Origin of the sequence: Bradyrhizobium sp. HKCCYLRH2047 (assembly GCF_051168175.1) — a bacterium.
Lineage (GTDB): Bacteria > Pseudomonadota > Alphaproteobacteria > Rhizobiales > Xanthobacteraceae > Bradyrhizobium.
The window spans coordinates 1-20,170 of the sequence record NZ_JBNPUM010000022.1 but is presented as its reverse complement, the minus strand read 5'-3'; the positions used below and the strand labels follow the sequence as shown (position 1 = coordinate 20,170).

Sequence of the window (20,170 nt, the reverse complement as noted above, 5' to 3'; positions counted from 1 at the left end):
ATGGCCGACCTCAAGAGGGAGCGGCTCGGCGAGGGCGAGGTTCTGCTGAAGAAGCTGCGGCGGCTGAGACTGCGCGCCGCGACCGCCGGCAAGGACGACCGCGTGCAACTGTTGGCCTTGATCGACGATATCGAAACGGTCCGACGAAAGCTGCTTCGCGAATGTGCGCTGCTCGACGAGGAACTCAAGGTCGCCACCGTGAGGGTGACGGCGCTGAATACCTATGCCCGCGTCGCGCAGATCAGTCGCCGACCGCAGCGTGAACAGTAAGAGGGGAGCGACAGGATGAAACACGCAATTCAGGCCGATCGACGGCCCGCAAGCGAGGACGAGGTGCGGACCTTGATCGCGCTGATCGACGAACTCATCGCGGTGGTGTCGGAGGAGAATGTGGAGCTCGCCAAGGGATTGCCGGCCTCGCGCTCGAAGCAGCTCGACGACAAGAACCGGTTGGCCGGGTTGTTCGAGCAGCGGGTGGCCGAATGCGCCAGGCAGACGGCAAGCCTCGACGTCCGCGACCGCGTCCTGCGCGAGCAGCTCATGGAGCACATCCTCAACCTGCGTGGCGCGATGGATGAGAACCTCGTGCGGCTGCGGGCCGCGATCGAAGCCAGCAATCGTCGCATCGAGGCGGTCATGCAGGCGATCCGCGAGCAGATCGCAAATGCCTCCCCCTATGGAGCCGGTGGACGTCGTACCGCGCGTGCGACATCGTGCGGAACCAATGTGAGGGCGTGATGGCCAGCCAGCAGCGGGAGTAGGGCAATGTCGCTCGACATAGCACGGTTGGTCGCCTTCAGCGGCATCTCGGCCACGGAGCTGCAGATCAGCGTGGCGTCGTCGAACATCTCGAACGCCGACACGAAGGGGTATACGCAGAAGACGGCCAACCAGGTCACGAACGTGACCGGGGGAGTTGGAACCGGCGTTTCCATTACCGGCATTTCGAGCAATGTCGACAAGCTGCTGCTGAAATCCCTGATCGGAGCCAACTCCGAGCTCGGCGCGGCCGACACCACGAACAATTACCTGACGCAACTCCAGCAGTTGTTCGGCAGCGCGTCCACGTCCGGCACCTCGACGACGGGAACGTCGCTGGCAAACTCGCTGGCCTCGCTGGAGTCCGCCTTGTCGTCGCTGGCGAGTTCGCCCAGCAGCGTGTCGCTGCAATCGGCCGTGGTCAGCGCGCTGGACGATTTCGCCAGCCAGCTGCGCAGCACGTCGAGCGGCGTGCAGACGCTGCGCGCCAATGCCGACAAGGACATCGCGTCGTCGGTCCAGAGCGTCAACGACGACCTGCAGCAGGTCGCCGATCTCAACGTCGAGATCCGGAAGATGGCGGCGTCCGGCCAATCGACCGCGGATCTCGAGGACGAGCGCAACGCGGCGCTGCAGGACCTGTCGTCCTACATGAACGTCAGCTACTACACGGCGTCGAACGGCGATCTTCAGGTCTATACCTCGTCGGGGCGGGCTCTGGTCGACAGCTCGGCGCACACACTGAGCTATACGGCCTCGGCGAATGTCTCGGCGGCGTCGAGCTATGCGTCCGGCGGCTTCAGCGGCATCACGGTCGACGGCGTCGACGTCACGTCCCAGATCACGTCGGGCAAGATCGGCTCGCTGGTCACGTTGCGGGACGAAACCCTGCCGGCCGCGCAGACCCAGCTCGATCAACTGGCCTCGCAGCTGAAATCGGCGCTGAATTCGATCACTGATAGCGCGTCGGCCGTTCCACCTCCGACTACCCTGACCGGATCGGCGAGCGTCAGCAGCACGACGGCCCTGGCGGCATCCGGAACGGTCCGCATCGCCGTGGCTGACCAGAGCGGCAATCTCGTTTCGTATCAGGATCTCGACCTGTCGTCCTATGCGACGGTGGGCGATCTGGTCACAGCGCTCAACGGCATCTCCGGCGTCTCCGCCTCGATCGATTCCAGCGGGCACCTGTCGATCAGCGCCACGTCGTCGTCGAACGGCATCGCGATCAACGACATGACCAGCGCGATCGGCGGCAGCGGCTTCGCCGGCTATTTCGGCATGAATGACCTCGTCACCGGCACGAGCGCGGCCAATTTTGCCGTCAACAGTAGCATCCTGAGCGGCGCTGCCGGTCTTCCGACCGGCACGCTCGACGGCTCCGCGACCCTGACGACCGGCAGCCAGGTGCTGACGGCCGGCTCGGCGACGGTCATCAACGCGCTCATCGACAAGCTGACCGGCTCGACCAGCTTCGCCTCGGCCGGCGGCCTGGGCGCAACGAGCGGTTCGTTTGCCGACTATGCCGCGGCGATCGTCGCCAATGTGGCCAGCAAGGCGTCGCAGGCCGCGACGGCCTACACCGCGAGATCGACGGCCCAGTCGAGCTATGCGAGCTCGCTGTCCTCGCAGTCGGGCGTCAACCTCGACGAGGAGACGGCGCGGCTGAGCTCGCTGCAGAACAAATACGCTGCCGCCTCGCAGCTGATCTCCGTGATCAACAGCATGTTCTCGTCGTTGCTCACTGCCGTGCAGTCGACCTAGTCCGGAGCGCCTATCATGACGATGCGGATTGCGACATTCTCGAACTCCGACCAGATGATCGCGAGCGCGCTGCGGACGCAGGCGACCATGGCCAACCTCCAGGTGCAGGAGGCCTCGGGGCTGAAGACCGAGTATCTCGCCGGTTATGGCGCCGACACCCAGCACGTCGTCAATCTGCAGGTGTCGGTCACGCGGGCGCAGTCCTATATCGATGCCGCGACCCTGGCCGACAGCAAGGTGCAGGTGATGTATTCCGCCGTGGGACAGGTGTCGGACATCGTCAGTCAGCTGCGCACGGCGCTGAGTGCTGCGAGCTCCGGCAGCAGCACGGGAACCACGTCCGCGATCAGCAGCGCGCAGCAGTTGCTGCAGCAGATGGCGGGCATCCTGAACACCCAGTATGACGGGCAGTATCTGTTCGGCGGCGGACGAACCGCGACGGCGGCGGTCGACACGTCGAGCTTCGCCTCCGGCACGGGATCGCTGACCACGACGGATAGCAGCTACTATCGGGGCGACGGCGAGCTGGCCTCGGTCCGGGTTTCCGATGGGCAGTCGGTCACCTATGGCGTCACCGCCGACAACCCGGCGTTCGAGGAGGTCATGCGGGTCCTGAAGTTCGTCGCCAACAGCTCGCCCCTCTCCGGAACCGACGTCACCTCCGCATTGACGCTTGCCGATCAGGCGGTGGACGACGTCGCGACGGTGCAGGCCAAGCTCTCCGATGCGGCGTCCCGGATCGAGAGCGCGAAGTCGCAGCAGACCGATTACAAGAGCTATGCCGAGAGCCTGGCGACCGACCTGACCAGCGTCGACGTCGCTGCGGTCACCGCCCAGCTCTCGACATATCAGGCCCAGCTCACGGCGAGCTATACCGCCATCTCCAAGATCCAGAGCCTGAACCTCGCCAGTTACCTGCGCTGAGACAGCGGCACCGATTGCGGTCGGCGGGATGGGAATGGGCGGATCAAGGAAAACGCGAAAGCTCAGCAGCTCCATCTGCGGGAAGAGGATGATCAGGACGCCGAGCTGCCGAGGAATTTCGCACTGGAGTCGTCTGCGCCTTCGTCGCCACGGTCATGGGTCTCGCGCAGATCTGGTGGGTGATGGCGCTCGGCGCAATGAGGCGTTGGCAGCATTTGCCGTGGCGCGATCATGACGAGTCCGTCATCCGCGCGGCGGAGGTTGCGCATTGACGTGCCGGTGCGTCGGGCGATCCCCACGCACCGGCGAACTCACGTCACCAGCGATGATGGGTGCGGATCACGCCATGGCCGTGGCGGTGTCCGAAATGACGGCCGCCGTGCCAGCCATGATGATGGCCCCAACCCGGACCGCGGTAATAGCCGTAGCTGTGCCGCCACGGCCGCGGGCCATAGGAATAGCCGTAGCTGCGATAGACCGGGCGCGGCGCGTAGCTGTAGCCATAGCCGCCGTAATAGGGGCGGTAGGCCGGGTAGTAGCCGCCATAGCCGTAGGGATAGGCGGCGTAGCGATACCCGCCGTAATAGGGATAGGGCGCGTAGCCGCCATAATAGGAGGGCGCGGCGATCGCTGATCCGATCACGGCCCCCGCCAGCAGCCCCGCGCCGATCGCGGCACCGCCGCCCCAGCCGCCATGCCAGCCGCCGTAGCGGACCTGGACGGCATGCGAGCTTTCGGCGCCCGGTTTGGCGGCTGCTGACAGCGACGTCAGCGGCGCAGCCGAGACCGAGTGCAGCGTGGACAGAGAAAGTGCGCCGGCGATGGCGAGCGTCGCGGCGGCTTTGAAGGTGACCATCCTGGTGTCTCCCGTTGATTCTGGGTCATGCTCAACCGGAAGAGACGATCTTCGTTGCAGTCGTCGCGACGGACGTTTTGTCGCGCGCCATTGGTCCAGGTGGCGGTCGATGCCGGAGACCGGCATCGACCCTGGTGTCGTTACGGGCAGGAATGGCGCAGGCCGTCATTGCCGAGATAGGTGCCGGAGCCCGGGTCGTAGGACCGGAAGCGCTGGGCGCAATAGGCCTGGGCATTGGCGGCCTCGGCGCGGCTGTTGGCGATCGCGCCACCGATGATCGCGCCGGCCGCCAGACCGCCCAGGGCCGCGGCACCCGCACCGTAGCCGTGCCCGCCATAGCGATGGCCGTAATAGCCGTGGTGATGACCGTAGCCGCCGCGCCAGTGGCGATACTGCACCTGCTGCAGCTCGGTCGCGTTCTGCGTGGCGGCGGCCGGCGCCGGATGGTTCGGCAGCAACGGCGCGGCGGCGAGCGGCGATGCGGTCGCGAGCGTCATCGTTCCGATGGTGGCGACCGTGAAAAGTTTGCGCAGATCCATCTGCGTGCTCCTTTCTGTTCGTTATGCGGAGGGCAACGGCTCGCCGCCGTCCTCCGTTCCGCGCCGCGACGGAGCATGTCGGCGGCACGAGGTCGCATCCCAGAGGGGAACCGTGACCGCAAGCTACGCGATCAGCGCATCGAGCAGCGCATCCGGACATTCTGTCATCATCGTATGCCCCGCACCGGGCAGCACGATGGTGCGCGATTGCGCGATCGCAGCCGCCAGCGCCTTGCCCGCCTTCAGCGGCGTCATCATGTCCTTCTCGCCGAGGATCAGCCGCGCCGGCACCTTGATCTTGGCCGCCGCCGCCAGCGCATCCTGATAGGCGTTGCAGGCGGAGAGATCGTTGAACAGCACGCCTGGCGCGCAGCGCTCCAGGGTCGCCTGCGCGCCGCCATGCATCCACAGCCCCGGCGCGCGGCTGCCGCCGAGCTCGGCGGCAAAACCGAGGCCCCAGATCGAGACCATGTCGATGGCGGCGTGATCATTGGCTTCGGCGGCGTTCAGGAGGTCAGGCCCGACTGTCATCGTGGCCGCGGTGCCGATCAGGCTCAGCGCCGACACGCGATCGGGATGGCGGGCCGCGGCATCGAGCGCGATCAGCGAGCCCATCGAGTGGCCGATCAGGTGCGCAGGCTTGGCGTGCACCGCCTGCAAGAGCGCGACGATCCAGTCGGCCATCGCAGCAATGGTCGGCAGCGCCGGGCCGGCCGAGCGGCCGTGGCCCGGCAGGTCGGGCGCCAGCACGGCAAAGCCGTGATGGGCGAACCAGCGGCTGTGCAGCGCCCAGACCGAATGATCGAAGCCGGCGCCATGGATGAAGACGACGGCGGGCAAGGACGAATCGAACTCGCGGCCGCCCGTGGCGGCGAAGACCTCATGATCTCCGATCGACAGCTGCATGGCTCACACCTTCTGCGAGGCGCGCAGCGCCTGTCCGAGATCGTCGATGATGTCGCCGGCCGCCTCGATGCCGACGGAGAGCCGGATCAGCTCCTCGCCGATCCCTGCCGCGGCGAGCTGGGCTGCGTCCATCTGCTGATGCGTGGTCGAGGCGGGGTGGATCACCAGCGTCTTGGCGTCGCCGACATTGGCGAGATGGCTGATCAGCTTCAGGCTCTCGATGAATTTCCGCCCCGCCGGACGTCCGCCCTTGATGCCGAACGAGATGATCGAGCCGGCGCCGCGCGGCAACAGCGCCTTGGCGAGCGCATGGTCCGGATGCGTCTCCAGCGAGGGATGCAGCACCCAGTCGACGGCCTTGTTGGCCGTCAGCGCCGCCAGCACCGCGGCGGTGTTGGCAACATGCCGCTCCATGCGCAGATGCAAGGTCTCGACGCCCTGAAGCAGGTGGAACGCGTTGGTCGGCGACAGGCAGGCGCCGAAATCGCGCAGGCCCTCGGTGCGCGCGCGCATGATGAAGGCGGCTGCGCCGAACTGCTCGTCGAAGACGATGCCGTGATAGCCGGCATAGGGCTCGGTGAGCTGCGGGAACTTGGCCGAGGCGCGCCAGTCGAACCGGCCGCCATCGATGATCGCGCCGCCGATCGCGATGCCATGGCCGCCGAGCCATTTGGTGGCGGAGTGCATCACGATGTCGGCGCCTTGGGTGATCGGCTGGCTGAGAAAGGGCGTCGCGAAGGTGTTGTCGATCAGGAGCGGCACGCCGGACGCGTGCGCGATCGCCGAGACCTTGGGAATGTCCAGTACCTCGAGGCCGGGGTTGCCCAATGTCTCGCCGATCAGCAGCCGCGTGTTCGGCTTGATCGCGGCGCGGAAACCGTCGTGATCCCTGGGCTTGACGAAGCTCGTGGTGATGCCGAAGCGCGGCAGCGTGTGGGCGAGCAGATTGATGGTGCCGCCATAGAGCGAGGAGGAGGCGACGATGTGATCGCCCGCATTCAAGAGCGTGGCAATGGCGAGATGCAGCGCCGCCTGGCCGCTCGCGGTGCAGACGGCGCCCACGCCGCCCTCGAGCGCGGCAAGCCGCTCCTCGAGCACGGCGGTGGTCGGGTTGGAGATGCGGGTATAGATGTGGCCGGCGCGCTCGAGATTGAACAGCGCCGCGGCGTGCTCGGTGTCGTCGAACACATAGGACGTGGTCTGGTAGATCGGCACTGCGCGGGCGCCGGTTGCGGGATCCGGGTGCTGGCCCGCGTGCAGGCTCAGGGTCTCGAAGGCGGGCGGTTTCGGCGGCGGCATGCGGATCAACTCTCCTCAAGCAGAACGCGTCTTCTGCCACAGATTTCGCCGTCCGTCAGGGGCGGCGCGGTGTGCCGCCCCTCACGCATCGATCAGCCGGCGAAGCGCTGGGGGAAAAGGCCGGCCGAGGCAATCTCGGCGATGGAGAGACGTGCGCTCGGCTTCTCGCGCTCCTTGAGCATGGCCGGCAGCTTGTCGCCATCGCCCTTGCGGCCGACCGCGATCGCGATCTCCACGGCGAAACCGTCGGGGACGCCGAGCGCCGTCTGCGCGGCGGCGACATCGAAGCCGCTCATGCCGTGGGTGACCCAGCCGGACACCGCCGCCTGGTTGGCGAAATTGGCCCAGGCCGCTCCGGCATCGAAGGAATGCGTCCGCGTCGGTGCCGGCTCGGTCTTCCCCGCCGGGATGAAGGTCTTCTTCGACAGCACGTAGACGATCGCCGCGGCATGCTGCGCCCAGCCGCGATTGAACTCGACCAGCGGCGCCAGGAAGGTGTCGAACTCGGCCGAGCCGCGCAGCGCGTAGAGGAAGCGCCAGGGCTGCGAGTTGTACGAGGAGGGGGCCCAGCGCGCCGCCTCGATGAAGGTCAGGAGCTCCGTCTCGGGCAGCGCCTCGTCGCTGAAGCCGCGCGGCGACCAGCGATCGACGAAGATACGATGCGCCGGATGCTCGGTGGTGCGATCGGTCGGCGGGGGAAGATGGGCAGTCACGGTGGTCTCCTTCGTTCAGGCCCGTCGTCGGGCCTCGTGCCGCGCCTCGCTGCGGAGCACAATCCTCGGCCCCTGTGTGGCTCACGGCGCCTTGGGAGTCCAGATCGCCAACGCAGATGTGTCCACCTTGACCGGCAGCACGCGCTCGGCAAGGAAAGCGTCCGCGATCTTCTGCTGCTCCGAGAGGCCGGCCGCGGTGACCGCGCCGACCTGGTAGGAGCGGTGGCTGTTGGCCTCCTCCACGGTGGCGGCATCGATGCCCCAGAGCGCCGCGAGCTGGCCGGCCGCGGCGGCCGGATTGGCCTTCACCCATTTGCCGGTCTCGACCAGCTTGCCGTAGATGACGTCGAGCGCGTCGCGATGCCCCGCGGCATAGTCGGCGGCGGCGAGATAATAGCGCTTGTAGCTGGCAAGCCCGTCGCTGCCGTCGGCGAGCACGCGCGCCCCGGACTGGCGGATGGTGCTGGTCAGGAACGGATCCCACGCCACCCAGGCATCCACATTGTTGCTGACGAAAGCGGTGCGGCCGTCGGCGGGTGGCAGATAGGCCGGGGTGATGTCCTTGAAGGTCAGACCAGCCTTGGCGAGCGCCGACAGCAGCAAATAGTGGCTCCCCGCGCCCTTGGTCACCGCGATCTTCTTGCCTTTCAGGTCGGCCAGCGTCCTGGTCGGCGATGCCGTCGCCACGAGGATCGCCTGCGCCGACGGCGAGGCGGCTTCCTCCGCGACATAAGCGAGCTTCGCGCCCGCGGCCTGCGCGAACACCGGGACGGTGTCGGCAACATCGGCGCCGAAATCGATGCTGCCGATGTTGATCGCTTCCAGCAGCGGCAGGCCGCTGGAGAATTCGTGCCAGGACACCTTGATGCCGAGCGGCGCCAGCACCTTCTCCAGCTCGCCATTGCTCTTGAGGAGAGCAATCAGGGTCGAGGACTTCTGATAGCCGATGCGCAGCGTCTCGGCGGCGTCGGCTCGCGGCGTAGCGAGCGCGCCGAGCAGGGCGAGCGCCATCACCAGGACGCCGCGGCGGGCGAGATGCGAGGATCGCGCGCGGCGCAGTCCGCTGAAGGACGGGGTCATTCGGAGATCTCCCAAACAGGCGATGGCGTGCACTTGTCCCGGATCATTCGCAGGATCGGGAGTGTTGCGCAATTTTGCAGATCGATTCGGATGGAGAGGAAAGTTCTTCATGTGGCCGCGTCGCGAGAAGTTTGTTTTCTTGGCGCGTGAGAGACCCGGTGGACAGCCGCTCGCATCCTCGCGGCGCGCATGGCGTCCGAGATGTGTCTGCCGTTTGTCCCTCTTTCGATGAGAGGGCACAGGGAAGGCCGGGCGTCGACTGACACCCATGGCCCGCGTGCAAAAAGGAAGCACGCGGCGGTTACCACAGGATCAGCCGGACATCCGGCCTTCCCTGCGCAATGGGCTTACGGCTTATACGCGATCTCCCCGGTGCGCCGGGCTTTCTGGCCACCGTCATCCGCGAGACACGCAAGCATCTTCGCGAACTTGATACTAGCGTCGGAGTATCAGGACCACGCGATTTCGCCGTCCGGCTCCCCTCGTTCGTCCGCGCGCTTGACGCACGCTGCGACGAGAACCGGCCATCGCATCCCACACCAACGTTTCGTGACGTTCGCGAAGCGCCCCTCTCGATCGGGCGGGATGGGGTGATACAACCATGAATTCCGAAAAAAAGAAACAAGAATATTTTCTGTTGGGGGACTGGACAGGGCAAATCAGCTTGAGAACGCGGGCGAATTTCGTTTTTTCGCGCAAGCGCGAGGAGAAGCAATAGGCTCGTCACGCAAGATCTGGAGCTTCGGCGTATGACAATCGGCTTGTGCCCCTCTGCCTCCACGTCATGGCCGGGCGTCGTCCCGGCCATCTTTGGTAACTCTCCGCGGAGGTTTGGGCGGGTTGTCCGATCGAACGTCCCTACAACTGCCGGCCGAAATGAAGCGCGGGAGCTCATGAGCGGATTTGGCCTGACGTCTGCGACTTGCTCCGTGCAGCAAACCGGCAGCCATTGGGGGCAGTAGCCGCGGAGCAGGCGCATTCGGAGGACAGCCGTGACTAAAGCAAACCTCAGCGACCGAGTCAGCGGCGTCCGATTCAGCCCAAAGGAGAAGTCGAGCACACCGACTGACCGGACATCAGGAACTCATCCAGTCATTGCCATTTCCCGGCCACAGCACGATGGTGCAAAAGTGCGGCAGGAGTCAGGAACGTCATGATCTGGACGATCATCATCCGCCCGTTTATCCTCGCCTTGGCATGCGGTGCAGCCGCTCAATCGGTCGCGAACGCGTCCGACGCCAGTTGGGCTGAATGCCGCATAGCCCCGAGACGGGCCTGCGTCCTACGTGAGGCCACAAAGGTCGCCGGCACCATCGACGACCCGGATTTGTCTGCGCACAAGCTAGGCGAGATTGCCAAGGCACAGTTGAAGGCCGGCCTGTTCACTGAGGCCACCACGACGATCGATCTGGCCGTGCAGGCCGCGAAGTCAATCGCGAAGGATAGCTATCGTCGCGACGACGCATTCGAGGCCATCACGCAGGCTCAGGCGCAGGCCGGCACGCTCGCCGACGCACTGAAGACCGCCAAATCGATCGAGAACCGCCACGTACAGGCCGCGGCGTTCGGGGCGATCGCGATTGCAGAGGGGAACGCCGGCCGGCTGGACGATGCGCTTCGACGGGTGCAGGCGATCAAGGACTTGCCGGACCGTGCCCTCATCATGCGCCGGGTGACCTGGGACCTGCGCGCCAGCGCAGTGGCGCGAGGAGAGGACGAAAAGATCGTGGCCGCGCTTCAAACCGTGCTGGCGGTCGAACAGCGGTATCCGCCGCCCATAGTGATGACTGGAGTTCATCATCCCTCGGAATTCATTCCGGCGCTCACCATCATCGCACAAGCGCAGGCCCGCGCGGGAAAAGTCGCCGACGCCATGCGGGTTGCGAGACTGGTCTCGCGCTCGTTGGAGCGAGCCCAGACGTATGCAGCCATTGGCGTCGCGCTAGCACGGGCCGGTGCGATCGGTTCGGCCTTGGAAGTTGCGCGCTCGATCGACGACCGCTGGGAGCGCGGCATCGTGCTCGGGCACATTCTCGAGCCTCGGCTAACGCCCGATCTCATCGCCGATGAGGCGACGATGCCCGGTTCGCCTGTGAAAGTCGAGCTCCCTAACAAGGTCCAGGATTTCGTCGCCGCCTTCACGGATCGCGAGCAGCGCGCCACCGTGCTCTGTCTTATCGCGATGACATGGGCGAACAACGGCCGCCTGGACGAAGCCATCGCGCTCGCGGAGCCCATCGATCAGGACAAACCACGCGCCTTCTCTTGGCACGCCATTGCCAAGGCGCAAGCGAAGGCCGGCATGGCCACACAATCGATCGCGTCCTTCGACCGGGCCGTCCAGGCTGCGTTGTCGTTCCAACCGAACGACGGGCTTCTGTCGAAAATAGCCGTCTCACAAGCGGATGCCGGTCAGATCGACGAAGCCCTCCATGTCACCCGACTGATCGGCGGGACCATGGCTACCGCGGGATATGTCGCAAAGGTCGTGAGCGATGGCAAGCTCGTCAGCACCGACTATGACCGTCGCGTTGCACTGCGCGCGATCGCCAAGGCGCAAGCGAGAGCGGGCAGGACGCTGGACGCCCTTCTGAACGCGTCGGCGCTCAGGCTGGGTCCTGATATCATGTCCCCAGGGCTCGGCGTCGTCGCCGAGGGGCTGGCCGAGGCCGGACGGATCGCCGAAGCGATCGATGCTGCCTCGGCCGAGGACAATCTCTATCGTCGCTCCGAGCTGCTCGCATCGATTGCCAAGGCCCGGGCTGAAGCCGGCCGGGTCGACCAGGCGAAGCAGGTGGCGCAACACGTCACCTGGGGGCCCGATCAGGTCGAAGCCCTGGCGTCAATCGGCGGCGCGCAGGCGAAGGCGGGCCTCATGGCCGATGCTCTGGCGAGCTTCGCCGAGGCCATGCAGATCGCGTACGCGCAGCCTTACAAGAACACGACGGCCGATGCCCTCGTGAAGATTGCGAGCCGACTATCGAACTGAACTTGCAGGTCCGGGATCGGTATATGAACACATTGCACGAGATCACCCCATTCTCTTGTTTTGCGCGACTTTCCGGTTAGGTATTTCGCGACACGGTCGGGTGCCTCTGTCATGTCCCGAGATCTCCTTTACAGGCACTCCCGGACTCTGGAGGTCTGTCGTTGGCTGCGGCTGCCGACTTGCGGCGCTGCATCAAGTCAGCGGCGTATCTGGGATACGGCGGCATCACGTCAACGTCGCGTCGCGGCAGCCCGTGGTCGTGCAGAGGTACTCAGTTTCGCTAAGGAGAGGCGGAGACGCGCCGGCTGCGGGACTACCCGGCCTTACGTCTGGGAGGCTTATTCGCGGTGGAAAGATACGCACAGAACATGTCCGCCATCGCATCGGCATAGGCTGATATCTCGGCCCGGCTGCGCGGCGTTTCCGAGAAGTGCTTGCCCACCTGGCTGAGCGTCGTCTTGATCAGGTCGGCGGCCCGCACGCGTTCCGCCTGGCCGGAATCGGGCAGCACCTCGCGCATGAAAGCGAGCATGGCGCGGTGGCCGCTTGTCCTGGCCCGGCGCGCCTCGGGCGCATCGCGATAGAGCGGGGCGGCGTCGTCGAGCGCGCCACGCACCGCGGCTTCGTCGCACTCCGATTGCAGGAACGCGTGAATGAGGGCGCGCAATCGCGTCAAGGGCGGACGGCTGGTGTCCTCCAGAATGCCGTGCAGCAGCTGCGTCGTCTGCTGCCACTCGTCGCTCTGCAGCCGGAACAGGATCGCCGCCTTGTTCGGGAAATACTGATACAGCGAGCCGATGCTGACGCCGGCCTTCTCGGCGACGCGCGCGGTGGTAAAGCGCTGCGCGCCCTCGGTTGTCAAAACCTGAACGGCGGCCTGCAGAATGGCCGCGACGAGGTCGGCCGAGCGCGCCTGTTGCGGCTGTTTTCTCGCGGAAATCTGGGCTTTTCGAGCAGGGGCCATGGCGTGGTCCGGAATGCGATTAGCGAATGCGAATGATTAGTCGTATTTTGCCCTGGACGCAAACGACCCACCTCAGAGGACGGAGAACGAACATGATCACCCTCACCACCCAACCAGTGGCATCGCTGCTGGATCGCCTGCTCGCCGAGGCCACGCTGCTGCGGCCGGAGACGAGCCCGATGTTTGCCGGCATGACCGAACGCGGCGAGCAGCTGATGCGCAGCAAGTCCGGCCATGTCGAGCTGTACACGCAGCTGAAGGACTTTCCGCTTCCTGTCTCGCGCGAGACCGGCGTGCTGCTTTACATGCTGGCGCGCAGCTTCGAGGTCCGCACCGTCGTCGAGTTCGGCACCTCGTTCGGCATCTCGACCCTGTTCCTCGCCGCGGCGCTGCGCGACAATGGCGGCGGCCGGCTGATCACCACCGAGTTCGAGCCGTCGAAGATCGCGCGTGCGCGCGGCAATCTGGCCGCCGGCGGTCTGCTCGATCTCGTCGAGATCCGCGAAGGCGACGCGCTGCGGACGCTCAGCACCGATCTTCCGGAGACGATCGATCTGGTGCTGCTCGACGGTGCCAAGCCGCTGTACGGCGATATCCTGGCGCTGCTCGAGAGCCGGCTCAGGGCGGGCGCGTTCATCATGGCCGACAACGCCGACGACAGCCCGGATTATCTCGCCTACATCCGTTCGCCGGCCAACGGCTACCTCTCGGTGCCGTTCGGCGACGATGTCGAGCTGTCGATGCGGATCGGGTGAGCGGCGCGCGACGAACGGCGATGCCTGTCGTCCTCAAAAACGAGGGGATCGGGAGTTGACGTTCCACCGGCGATTGGTCACGAGGAAGTCCCCTCATCGTGAGCGACCGACCTGCATGCTTCGTATCCTCCTGATCAATCCCAACAGCTCGGCCGCGACCACCGCGATGATGGTGTCGATTGCGGCCGCCTGCTGCGCCGGCCGGGCAGAGGTGGTCGGCGCGACCGCGATGCGGGCGCCGGCCATGATCGTCGATGCCGAGGCGCTGGCGGCATCGGCTGCGGAGGTGGTCGACATCGGCTGCGCGCATCGCGATGCTTGCGATGGCATCATCGTTGCGGCGTTCGGCGATCCCGGCGCCGCGGAGCTGCGCGGGCTCTGCCCGATGCCGGTGGCCGGGATCGGCGAGGCGTCGATGCGCGAGGCTGCGCAAAGCGGGCGGCGCTTCGGCGTCGCCACGGTGACGCCGGCGCTGGTCGCGAGCATCGCAGGTCTCGCAGAGAGACTCGGGCTGTCGGCGCAGTTCACCGGGACGCGGCTGACCGAGGGCGACCCGGCTGCGCTCGCCGCCGATCCGGCGCGGCTTGCGTCGGCTCTGGCCGCAGCCACGCGCGCCTGCATCGCGGAGGACGGTGCGCAGGCCGTGATCATCGGCGGCGGACCGCTGGCGCAGGCGGCCGATCAGCTGCAGCCGCAATTCGCCGTGCCGATCATCAAGCCGATCGCGGCAGCGGTTTCGCAATTGCTGCAGCGGCTGTCCGCGTGAGGCCAAACGCGCTGTGCTATGGCCGGTAGCCCGCCGCGGGATGCGGGGCCGCGAGCCGGGCACGGCCGAACAGCTTTTCGCGCAGCGTCCCCGGCTGGTAGGCCTTCTTGTAGCGGCCGCGTCTGGTCAGCTCCGGCACCAGCATGTCGGCGACATCGGCAAAACTCTCTGGTGACAGCGCAAAGGCGAGGTTGAGGCCGTCGACCCCGGTCTGCTCGATCCAACTCTCGATGAGATCGGCGACCTTCGCAGGCCCGCCGACGAACACCGGGCCGATGCCGCCGATGCCGACATGCTCGGCAACCTCGCGCACGGTCCACACCCGGTCCGGATCGGCCCGCGTGACGTTGTCCATCGCGCTGCGGCCGGCATCGTTGAGCACGTGGCGGACCTGCTGGTCGAGCTCGTAGGTCGAGAAGTCGACGCCGGTCCAGCCCGACATCAGGGTCAGCGACGCCTCGTGGTCGATGTAGCGGCGATAGTCGGCGAACTTCGCCTCGGCCGCCGCATCGGTTTCGCCGAGCACGACGGTGGCGATGCTGAAGATGACGATGTCGCTGCCCGCGCGCCCCGCGTCGGCGGCGGCCTGGCGGATCGCGGCGACGCGCGGCGCGATGATCTTGGCCGACGGGCCGGACATGAACACGCATTCGGCATGGCGGCCGGCGAACACGCGGCCGCGCGGCGAGGTGCCGGCCTGATACAGCACCGGCGTCCGCTGCGGCGACGGCTCACAGAGATGGATGGCGTCGAGCTGGTAGTTCTCGCCGTGATGGCTGACGCGGTGGACCTTCGTGGGATCGGTGAACACGCCGCTGGCCCGGTCGCGCTTGACGGCGTCGTCCTCCCAGCTGCCTTCCCACAATTTGTAGACGACCTCCATGTATTCGTCGGCGACATCGTAGCGGTCGTCATGCGCGGTCTGGCGGTCCTTGCCCATGCCACGCGCGGCACTGTCGAGATAGCCGGTGACGATGTTCCAGCCGATGCGGCCTTCGGTCAGATGATCGAGCGTCGACATCCGCCGCGCGAACGGGTAGGGCGGCTCATAGGACAGCGTGCAGGTGACGCCGAAGCCGAGATGCTCGGTCACGGCGGCCATGGCCGAGATCAGCATCATCGGATCGTTCACCGGCACCTGGATGGCGTGACGGAGCGCCGCGTCGGGGTTGCCGCCATAGACATCGTAGACGCCGAGCACATCGGCGAGAAACAGTCCGTCGAAGCGGCCGCGCTCCAAGGTCTTGGCGAGGTCGAGCCAATAGGGCAGGCGATTGTAGTCGGAGGACCGGTCGCGCGGATGCCGCCACAGGCCGGGCGACTGGTGCCCCACGCAGTTCATCGCAAACGCATTCAACCTGATGTCCGCAGCCATGATGTCCCTCGGCGCTTCCTCGACGCCCATCAGATGGCACGCTTCGGCCGACGTTTTCAATCGCACCCCTGCGCACGGCCGCTTGCGGCGGGCGCAGGCTTGGCTATGGTCGGAAGCGATCGAGCGCGCCGCGAAGCAACGACGATGCGTGACGGGCTTTGGCCCGCAGGTGTGGGGACGACTGTGAGGACGATCGTGAGGACGACCGTGATGACGATCCGTGTGACGGCGCTGACCGCGGTCTTGCTGACGACGTCCGCCATGGCGGCCGCGCAGGCGGAGGAGTTCAAGGCGAGCTGCGCCACGCTGGCGCAAGGCTTCTCCGGCAGCGGCCGCATCGTCACGGCGGAATTCGTCGCTGCAGGCGGCGTGCAACTGGCGCCGCCCGCGCCTGCGGGCGCGACCGCACCCGCGCCGGATCACTGCCTGATCCGGGGCAAGATCAACGAGCGTACCGGCATCGACGGCAAGCCCTATGCTGTTGGCTACGAGCTGCGATTGCCCGCGACGTGGAATGGCAAGTTCGTCTTTCAGGGCGGCGGCGGCGTCGACGGCGTGCTGCGCCCGGCACTCGGCCTGCTCACCGGCGCGACGCCGCCCAACGGACTCTCGAACGGCTATGCCGTCGCCTCGACCGACTCGGGCCATCTCGAGGAGCCGGGGCCGCTCGGGCCGTATCTGTTCGGCCTCGATCCGCAGGCGCGGCGGGACAAGGGCTACAGCTCGATCCCGCCGGTGGCTGCCGCCGCCAAGGCCGCGGCCGAGAAGCTGTACGGCAAGGCGCCGCGCCGGTCCTACTTCGCCGGCTGCTCAAACGGCGGCCGACAGGCGATGGCGGTGACGCAGCGCTTCCCGGAGCTGTTCGACGGCGTCATCGCCGGCGCCCCGGCCTATCGCGTGCCGCTGGCCGGCATCGACGTGATCGCGCAGGAGCAGGCGCTGCTGGCGATCGCGCCTCCGGGACCTGACGGCAAGGCCGATGTGGGCAGCGCGCTGACCGACGACGACCTGAAGCTCGTCGCCGATGCCGTGACCGCCTCTTGCGACGGCGCCGACGGTGCCAAGGACGGCATGGTGCAGGATGTCATGGCCTGCCGCTTCGATCCGGCCGTGCTCGCCTGCAAGGAGGGCGAGAGCGCGCAATGCCTGTCCGCTCCAAAGCTGAAGGCCGTCAGGCTGATGTTCGACGGCAGCCGCAATTCCATGGGCGGATTGATCTATGCGCGCTGGCCGTATGATCCCGGCCTTGCCGCGCCCGGCTGGCGCGCCTGGAAGCTCGGTACGCCCAAAGCGAGTCCGCCCAATGCGCGCAACCTCACGCTCATTCCCGGCGGCGTCGCCTATGATTTCATGAGCCCGCCGGAGACGCCGGAGGATCTCGTCGCCTGGGTGCGCAATTTCGATCTCGACCGCGATCCGCGGAAGGTGATGAAGGGCGCCGGCGGCTTCGACGCCGGCATGGAATATGAGGCCGCGATCTCGACCGATCTCGACGCCTTCAAGGCGAAGGGCGGCAAGATGCTGTTCTATCACGGCACGGCCGACCCGATCTTCTCGGCGCTCGACACCGTCGACTATCTTGATCAGCTCAAGACCAGATACGGCCCTGATGCCGACGGCTTCGCGCGGCTGTTCCTGGTTCCCGGCATGAACCATTGCGGCGGCGGACCCGCCACCGATCAGTTCGACTTGCTGAGCGCGCTGGACCGATGGGTGGAGGGCACGGCCGCGGCGCCCGAGGCGATCCGGGCCACCGCGCGGCGCGCGCCCGATGTGCCATGGCCCGGACGCACACGCGATCTCTGCGCGTTCCCGAAGGTGCTGACCTACAAGGGCAGCGGCAGCCTCGAGGACGCGGCGAATTTCGAGTGCCGCTGAGCCGGTCGTGCATGCCGTCTGCACGGTGCACGATCACTTGATGAGCGGTTGACCCGGGACGGGGACGAGCCGATCTATCCGCCAGCGCCGGCCTGTCTCCGCAGCGTTGCGGCTCCCATCAGCCCTCAGACTGTTCAATCATGGTTGCCGTCAAGACGCGAGCCTTCACCATTCTGTGCGAGTTCGAGCACGCCCAGACCGAGCTGATCGGGAAATGCGTGGCCTTGAGCGACGGCAAGGCGGGAACCGTCGAGCAGGTGTATCTCGACGAGCTGCATGGGTTGCGCATCGCCCTCAGCGGTCATGACGGGCGCTGGCCGGTGTCGACCATCAAGTTCACGCAATCCTGAGCGGCGGCGTTGGTCTCGGATCTGGAGCGCTCAAGCGATCGAGCGGCTTGATCAACGCTGCTTGGCGTGCCCGCTGGCAAAGCTCTCGATGAGGCGCCGCAGCTTGGCCCGGTGCACGCGACGTGCGGCTTCCGCGGCGGGCAGCCAGGCCAGCTTCCGCTGCCCGCGTTCGGGATAGCGTCCATGCTGCTTGGTCACCTTCAGCGGGTAGAGCTTGACCTCGCACGGGATCTTCCGCTTGCCCTTGCGCTTGCTGTGCTTGAAACGGCCGAGCGGCTGGCGGCCGATCTTGCCGCGCAAGCCTGCCTCTTCATACGCCTCGATCGCCGCGACCCGATGCGGACCCTTGCGGAGGATCGGCGAGCCCTTCGGCACCGACCAGCGCTGCTTGCGCCGGGTGGTGATCAGCAGGATGCTGAGCTGCGCGGCCTCGATACGAAAGGGCAGGGCCGCAAATTGCTTGTGCTTCATGTGACCCCCTTTCGTCGAATGCCTTGAACCATACACCGGCTCGATTGGTTCCTGAGAGAGCTGCCGGAAAACCTGGGCCGCTGCATATCAAATGATCCGAGAGCGGGCCGGCGCCGCGGCTACCGTCGATGATCCCGGCGCGGCCGGCCGCTGCTGGTCTGCCGTCCGGACGACGTTGGTCACGGCCGATTCACCTATGTTGATGCGCGCGGCATCGCCTGATCTAGAGTTGTCGATGCGCATCAATGAAACTGGATGCAATCCCGCATGGAAGTAGAAGGTCAAAAGAAGCGGCGCCGGCGTGTCAAGCAGACGATGTCGCTGGGTGAGCGGTTGCTGGAGATGGCGCGCGAGGCGCGAGACAGGGCGAAACGTCTGCCCCCGGGCATCGAACAGGCCAGGCAGCTGCGGCGCGCCCGCGAGGCCGAAGCGATCGTCGAGCTCGATCGCTTCCTGACGGCCCCAGCACGCAGCACGCCGCCGCGGTCGCGTTGACGCCGTCTCGCGCCGGCCTCGGACGACGTGGCGCGACGCCGCGGAGGTCACCACGCAGCAGGTCACCAAGCAGCAATGTCGACCGAGCAACGAATGTTGACCGAGCAACAATGCCGCGGCTGCTTTTGCGGCATGCGGACCCGAATTGATGCAGGCATCGCTGCAGCGACGCGCTCGACAGGATCGACGTCCTGAGCGACCGCAACGACCATGCGTTGCGCAAGGCAGTCCAGAGACGCGAGCACGATCACACCATTTCCAAGGCCGCGCGGATTGAAGCATGTTTGGCTGGTGGCGAGGGCGCCCTCGGCTTCACGGCCGACGGGCGTTTTTTTGGGACGCGGGACGGACGACGTGTCGCGTTGGGGGTGCTCTCGACCGGCTCCGTCCGGCGTCGTCGCGCGCATCGCTGATCTGGCTGCGGCCGCGAAGGCGAGAGCGCCGGGCTGGTGGTATTTCCGGAGCTTGCGGCAATAGGGCTGACCGAATCCGGCCGAGACGGCGAGCCAATTCCCGGCCGCGTCACCGCCAGGCTTTGCGGATATCGCCGATCCGTATCACCGGCGTCACTTCGGTGTTCGCGGTGGCGAGAGCAATGCCAGTTCGCATTCGCGAATGTGTGCGACGCCGCGAATTTCGATCCCGGGCTCAGCGGCGTGTTCGGTGCGGAACCATTGGCGTTTCCGCGTCCGCGCCGCGATCGTCGCAGGCGGGGAGGGGATCGCGACCGTCGAAATCGACACCCGCAATCTCAGCGTCTGTTCGACCAACCTTGTCCGGCGGAAGGATGTCGTCCTGCATGCCCATGCCGCGCTCGTATCGTGCGCCGGTGCAACCGAAGGCGGGCAATTCCCGACGCTGCGCGCGCCCACCGTTCCAAAATGGAACGGAAACCGCGTGTGAGGGGTTCGAGCGTGGGGGCGACAGCGCTATCCACATTTCTGCACAGCCGTCGCAAAAAGTTCTTGCGCGGGATGCGGCATCGCACTATCTCACCACCACGCCAGCCGGACATCACTGATGACTGAGGCACCCGACTTTCGGGACCGACGTTGCTTTTCGTCTGACTGGCTCCTGAGTTTTTCTTCAAGAAATGCTCTTGACGGTCTCTGAAAATCGGCTATGTGAAGCGCCCCGGACATCGGGACTTCTTCGGCGAAACAGACGATCGAAGATGATGCACTAAGTAGTTCGAGCGAACTAACAAGTGCGGGCTGTTTGACAAGTAAAGATGAAGAAAGAGAAACGTGGACGGCGGAGTCCTTGCGGATCTCGGGGTTGAGAGCT

Annotated in this window: 22 protein-coding genes; 11 read left to right on the top strand and 11 right to left on the bottom strand. The window is 66.2% G+C overall.

The features are described 5' to 3' along the window. Genes ACQR1D_RS31040 through ACQR1D_RS31025 form a run of 4 tightly spaced genes read left to right on the top strand, consistent with a single transcriptional unit; the run spans position 1 to position 3,447 of the window. Complete coding sequence (locus ACQR1D_RS31040; RefSeq protein ID WP_315805149.1) at positions 1-270, top strand: hypothetical protein; 270 nt, start codon at positions 1-3, stop codon at positions 268-270. A gap of 15 nt (positions 271-285) precedes the next feature. Beyond that, a complete protein-coding gene (locus tag ACQR1D_RS31035) occupies positions 286-738 on the top strand; it encodes a flagellar protein FlgN (RefSeq protein ID WP_315805150.1) in 453 nt (150 codons plus the stop codon). A 27-nt stretch (positions 739-765) separates the two neighbouring features. After that, positions 766-2,523, top strand: a complete 1,758-nt coding sequence (gene flgK, locus ACQR1D_RS31030; protein WP_434894271.1) for a flagellar hook-associated protein FlgK — start codon at positions 766-768, stop codon at positions 2,521-2,523. Positions 2,524-2,538: 15 nt separating this feature from the next. Next, positions 2,539-3,447: a flagellin gene (locus tag ACQR1D_RS31025; RefSeq protein WP_434894270.1), complete on the top strand. Its 909-nt coding sequence runs from the start codon at positions 2,539-2,541 to the stop codon at positions 3,445-3,447. Positions 3,448-3,763: 316 nt separating this feature from the next. On the opposite strand, the gene ACQR1D_RS31020 is transcribed toward ACQR1D_RS31025, so the two are convergent. The 6 genes from ACQR1D_RS31020 to ACQR1D_RS30995 all read right to left on the bottom strand — a co-directional run bounded on the left by ACQR1D_RS31020 (position 3,764) and on the right by ACQR1D_RS30995 (position 8,840). Further along, entirely contained in the window at positions 3,764-4,303 is a 540-nt protein-coding gene (locus ACQR1D_RS31020) for a hypothetical protein (RefSeq protein WP_434894269.1), read from the bottom strand. Positions 4,304-4,443: 140 nt separating this feature from the next. Then, complete coding sequence (locus ACQR1D_RS31015; protein WP_434872405.1) at positions 4,444-4,842, bottom strand: BA14K family protein; 399 nt, start codon at positions 4,840-4,842, stop codon at positions 4,444-4,446. A gap of 123 nt (positions 4,843-4,965) precedes the next feature. Then, positions 4,966-5,748, bottom strand: coding sequence for an alpha/beta fold hydrolase (locus ACQR1D_RS31010; protein ID WP_434882702.1), 783 nt, complete (start codon positions 5,746-5,748; stop codon positions 4,966-4,968). 3 nt (positions 5,749-5,751) lie between these two features. Next, positions 5,752-7,047, bottom strand: coding sequence for an O-acetylhomoserine aminocarboxypropyltransferase (locus ACQR1D_RS31005; protein WP_315805156.1), 1,296 nt, complete (start codon positions 7,045-7,047; stop codon positions 5,752-5,754). Positions 7,048-7,139: 92 nt separating this feature from the next. After that, positions 7,140-7,760 (bottom strand): nitroreductase family protein, encoded by a 621-nt coding sequence (locus ACQR1D_RS31000; RefSeq protein ID WP_434891075.1) that lies wholly within the window; start codon positions 7,758-7,760, stop codon positions 7,140-7,142. An 81-nt stretch (positions 7,761-7,841) separates the two neighbouring features. Next, complete coding sequence (locus ACQR1D_RS30995) at positions 7,842-8,840, bottom strand: aliphatic sulfonate ABC transporter substrate-binding protein (protein ID WP_434894268.1); 999 nt, start codon at positions 8,838-8,840, stop codon at positions 7,842-7,844. Positions 8,841-9,993: 1,153 nt separating this feature from the next. Between ACQR1D_RS30995 and ACQR1D_RS30990 the strand changes: the two genes are divergently transcribed. After that, positions 9,994-11,829: a hypothetical protein gene (locus ACQR1D_RS30990; RefSeq protein ID WP_434894267.1), complete on the top strand. Its 1,836-nt coding sequence runs from the start codon at positions 9,994-9,996 to the stop codon at positions 11,827-11,829. Between the two features lie 313 nt (positions 11,830-12,142). Here ACQR1D_RS30990 and ACQR1D_RS30985 read toward each other — a convergent pair whose 3' ends face one another. Then, on the bottom strand, positions 12,143-12,793 hold the full coding sequence (locus ACQR1D_RS30985) for a TetR family transcriptional regulator (RefSeq protein WP_434840417.1): 651 nt from the start codon (positions 12,791-12,793) through the stop codon (positions 12,143-12,145). Positions 12,794-12,885: 92 nt separating this feature from the next. Here ACQR1D_RS30985 and ACQR1D_RS30980 point away from each other — a divergent pair, with 92 nt between their 5' ends. Further along, a complete protein-coding gene (locus ACQR1D_RS30980; protein WP_434840418.1) occupies positions 12,886-13,548 on the top strand; it encodes an O-methyltransferase in 663 nt (220 codons plus the stop codon). Positions 13,549-13,663: 115 nt separating this feature from the next. After that, entirely contained in the window at positions 13,664-14,314 is a 651-nt protein-coding gene (locus ACQR1D_RS30975; protein ID WP_434840419.1) for an aspartate/glutamate racemase family protein, read from the top strand. A 16-nt stretch (positions 14,315-14,330) separates the two neighbouring features. Here ACQR1D_RS30975 and ACQR1D_RS30970 read toward each other — a convergent pair whose 3' ends face one another. Next, a complete protein-coding gene (locus tag ACQR1D_RS30970; protein WP_434840420.1) occupies positions 14,331-15,689 on the bottom strand; it encodes an LLM class flavin-dependent oxidoreductase in 1,359 nt (452 codons plus the stop codon). A gap of 210 nt (positions 15,690-15,899) precedes the next feature. Between ACQR1D_RS30970 and ACQR1D_RS30965 the strand changes: the two genes are divergently transcribed. Together ACQR1D_RS30965 and ACQR1D_RS30960 are read left to right on the top strand one after the other, a co-directional pair. Next, the gene (locus tag ACQR1D_RS30965) at positions 15,900-17,567 is read left to right on the top strand and encodes a tannase/feruloyl esterase family alpha/beta hydrolase (protein ID WP_434840421.1); all 1,668 of its coding nucleotides are present in this window, start codon (positions 15,900-15,902) and stop codon (positions 17,565-17,567) included. 140 nt (positions 17,568-17,707) lie between these two features. Further along, the gene (locus ACQR1D_RS30960; RefSeq protein ID WP_434840422.1) at positions 17,708-17,917 is read left to right on the top strand and encodes a PRC-barrel domain containing protein; all 210 of its coding nucleotides are present in this window, start codon (positions 17,708-17,710) and stop codon (positions 17,915-17,917) included. Between the two features lie 51 nt (positions 17,918-17,968). On the opposite strand, the gene ACQR1D_RS30955 is transcribed toward ACQR1D_RS30960, so the two are convergent. Beyond that, positions 17,969-18,388: an NUDIX hydrolase gene (locus tag ACQR1D_RS30955; RefSeq protein ID WP_434840423.1), complete on the bottom strand. Its 420-nt coding sequence runs from the start codon at positions 18,386-18,388 to the stop codon at positions 17,969-17,971. Positions 18,389-18,655: 267 nt separating this feature from the next. On the opposite strand from ACQR1D_RS30955, the gene ACQR1D_RS30950 reads away from it, so the two are divergent. After that, positions 18,656-18,883, top strand: coding sequence for a hypothetical protein (locus tag ACQR1D_RS30950; protein WP_434840428.1), 228 nt, complete (start codon positions 18,656-18,658; stop codon positions 18,881-18,883). A 62-nt stretch (positions 18,884-18,945) separates the two neighbouring features. Here ACQR1D_RS30950 and ACQR1D_RS30945 read toward each other — a convergent pair whose 3' ends face one another. Continuing rightward, positions 18,946-19,290 (bottom strand): hypothetical protein, encoded by a 345-nt coding sequence (locus ACQR1D_RS30945; protein WP_434840424.1) that lies wholly within the window; start codon positions 19,288-19,290, stop codon positions 18,946-18,948. Between the two features lie 208 nt (positions 19,291-19,498). Here ACQR1D_RS30945 and ACQR1D_RS30940 point away from each other — a divergent pair, with 208 nt between their 5' ends. Beyond that, the gene (locus ACQR1D_RS30940) at positions 19,499-19,786 is read left to right on the top strand and encodes a hypothetical protein (RefSeq protein WP_434840425.1); all 288 of its coding nucleotides are present in this window, start codon (positions 19,499-19,501) and stop codon (positions 19,784-19,786) included. A gap of 89 nt (positions 19,787-19,875) precedes the next feature. On the opposite strand, the gene ACQR1D_RS30935 is transcribed toward ACQR1D_RS30940, so the two are convergent. Further along, positions 19,876-20,170: hypothetical protein (locus ACQR1D_RS30935; RefSeq protein WP_434840426.1), on the bottom strand; the 295-nt coding region annotated here is incomplete at its 5' end.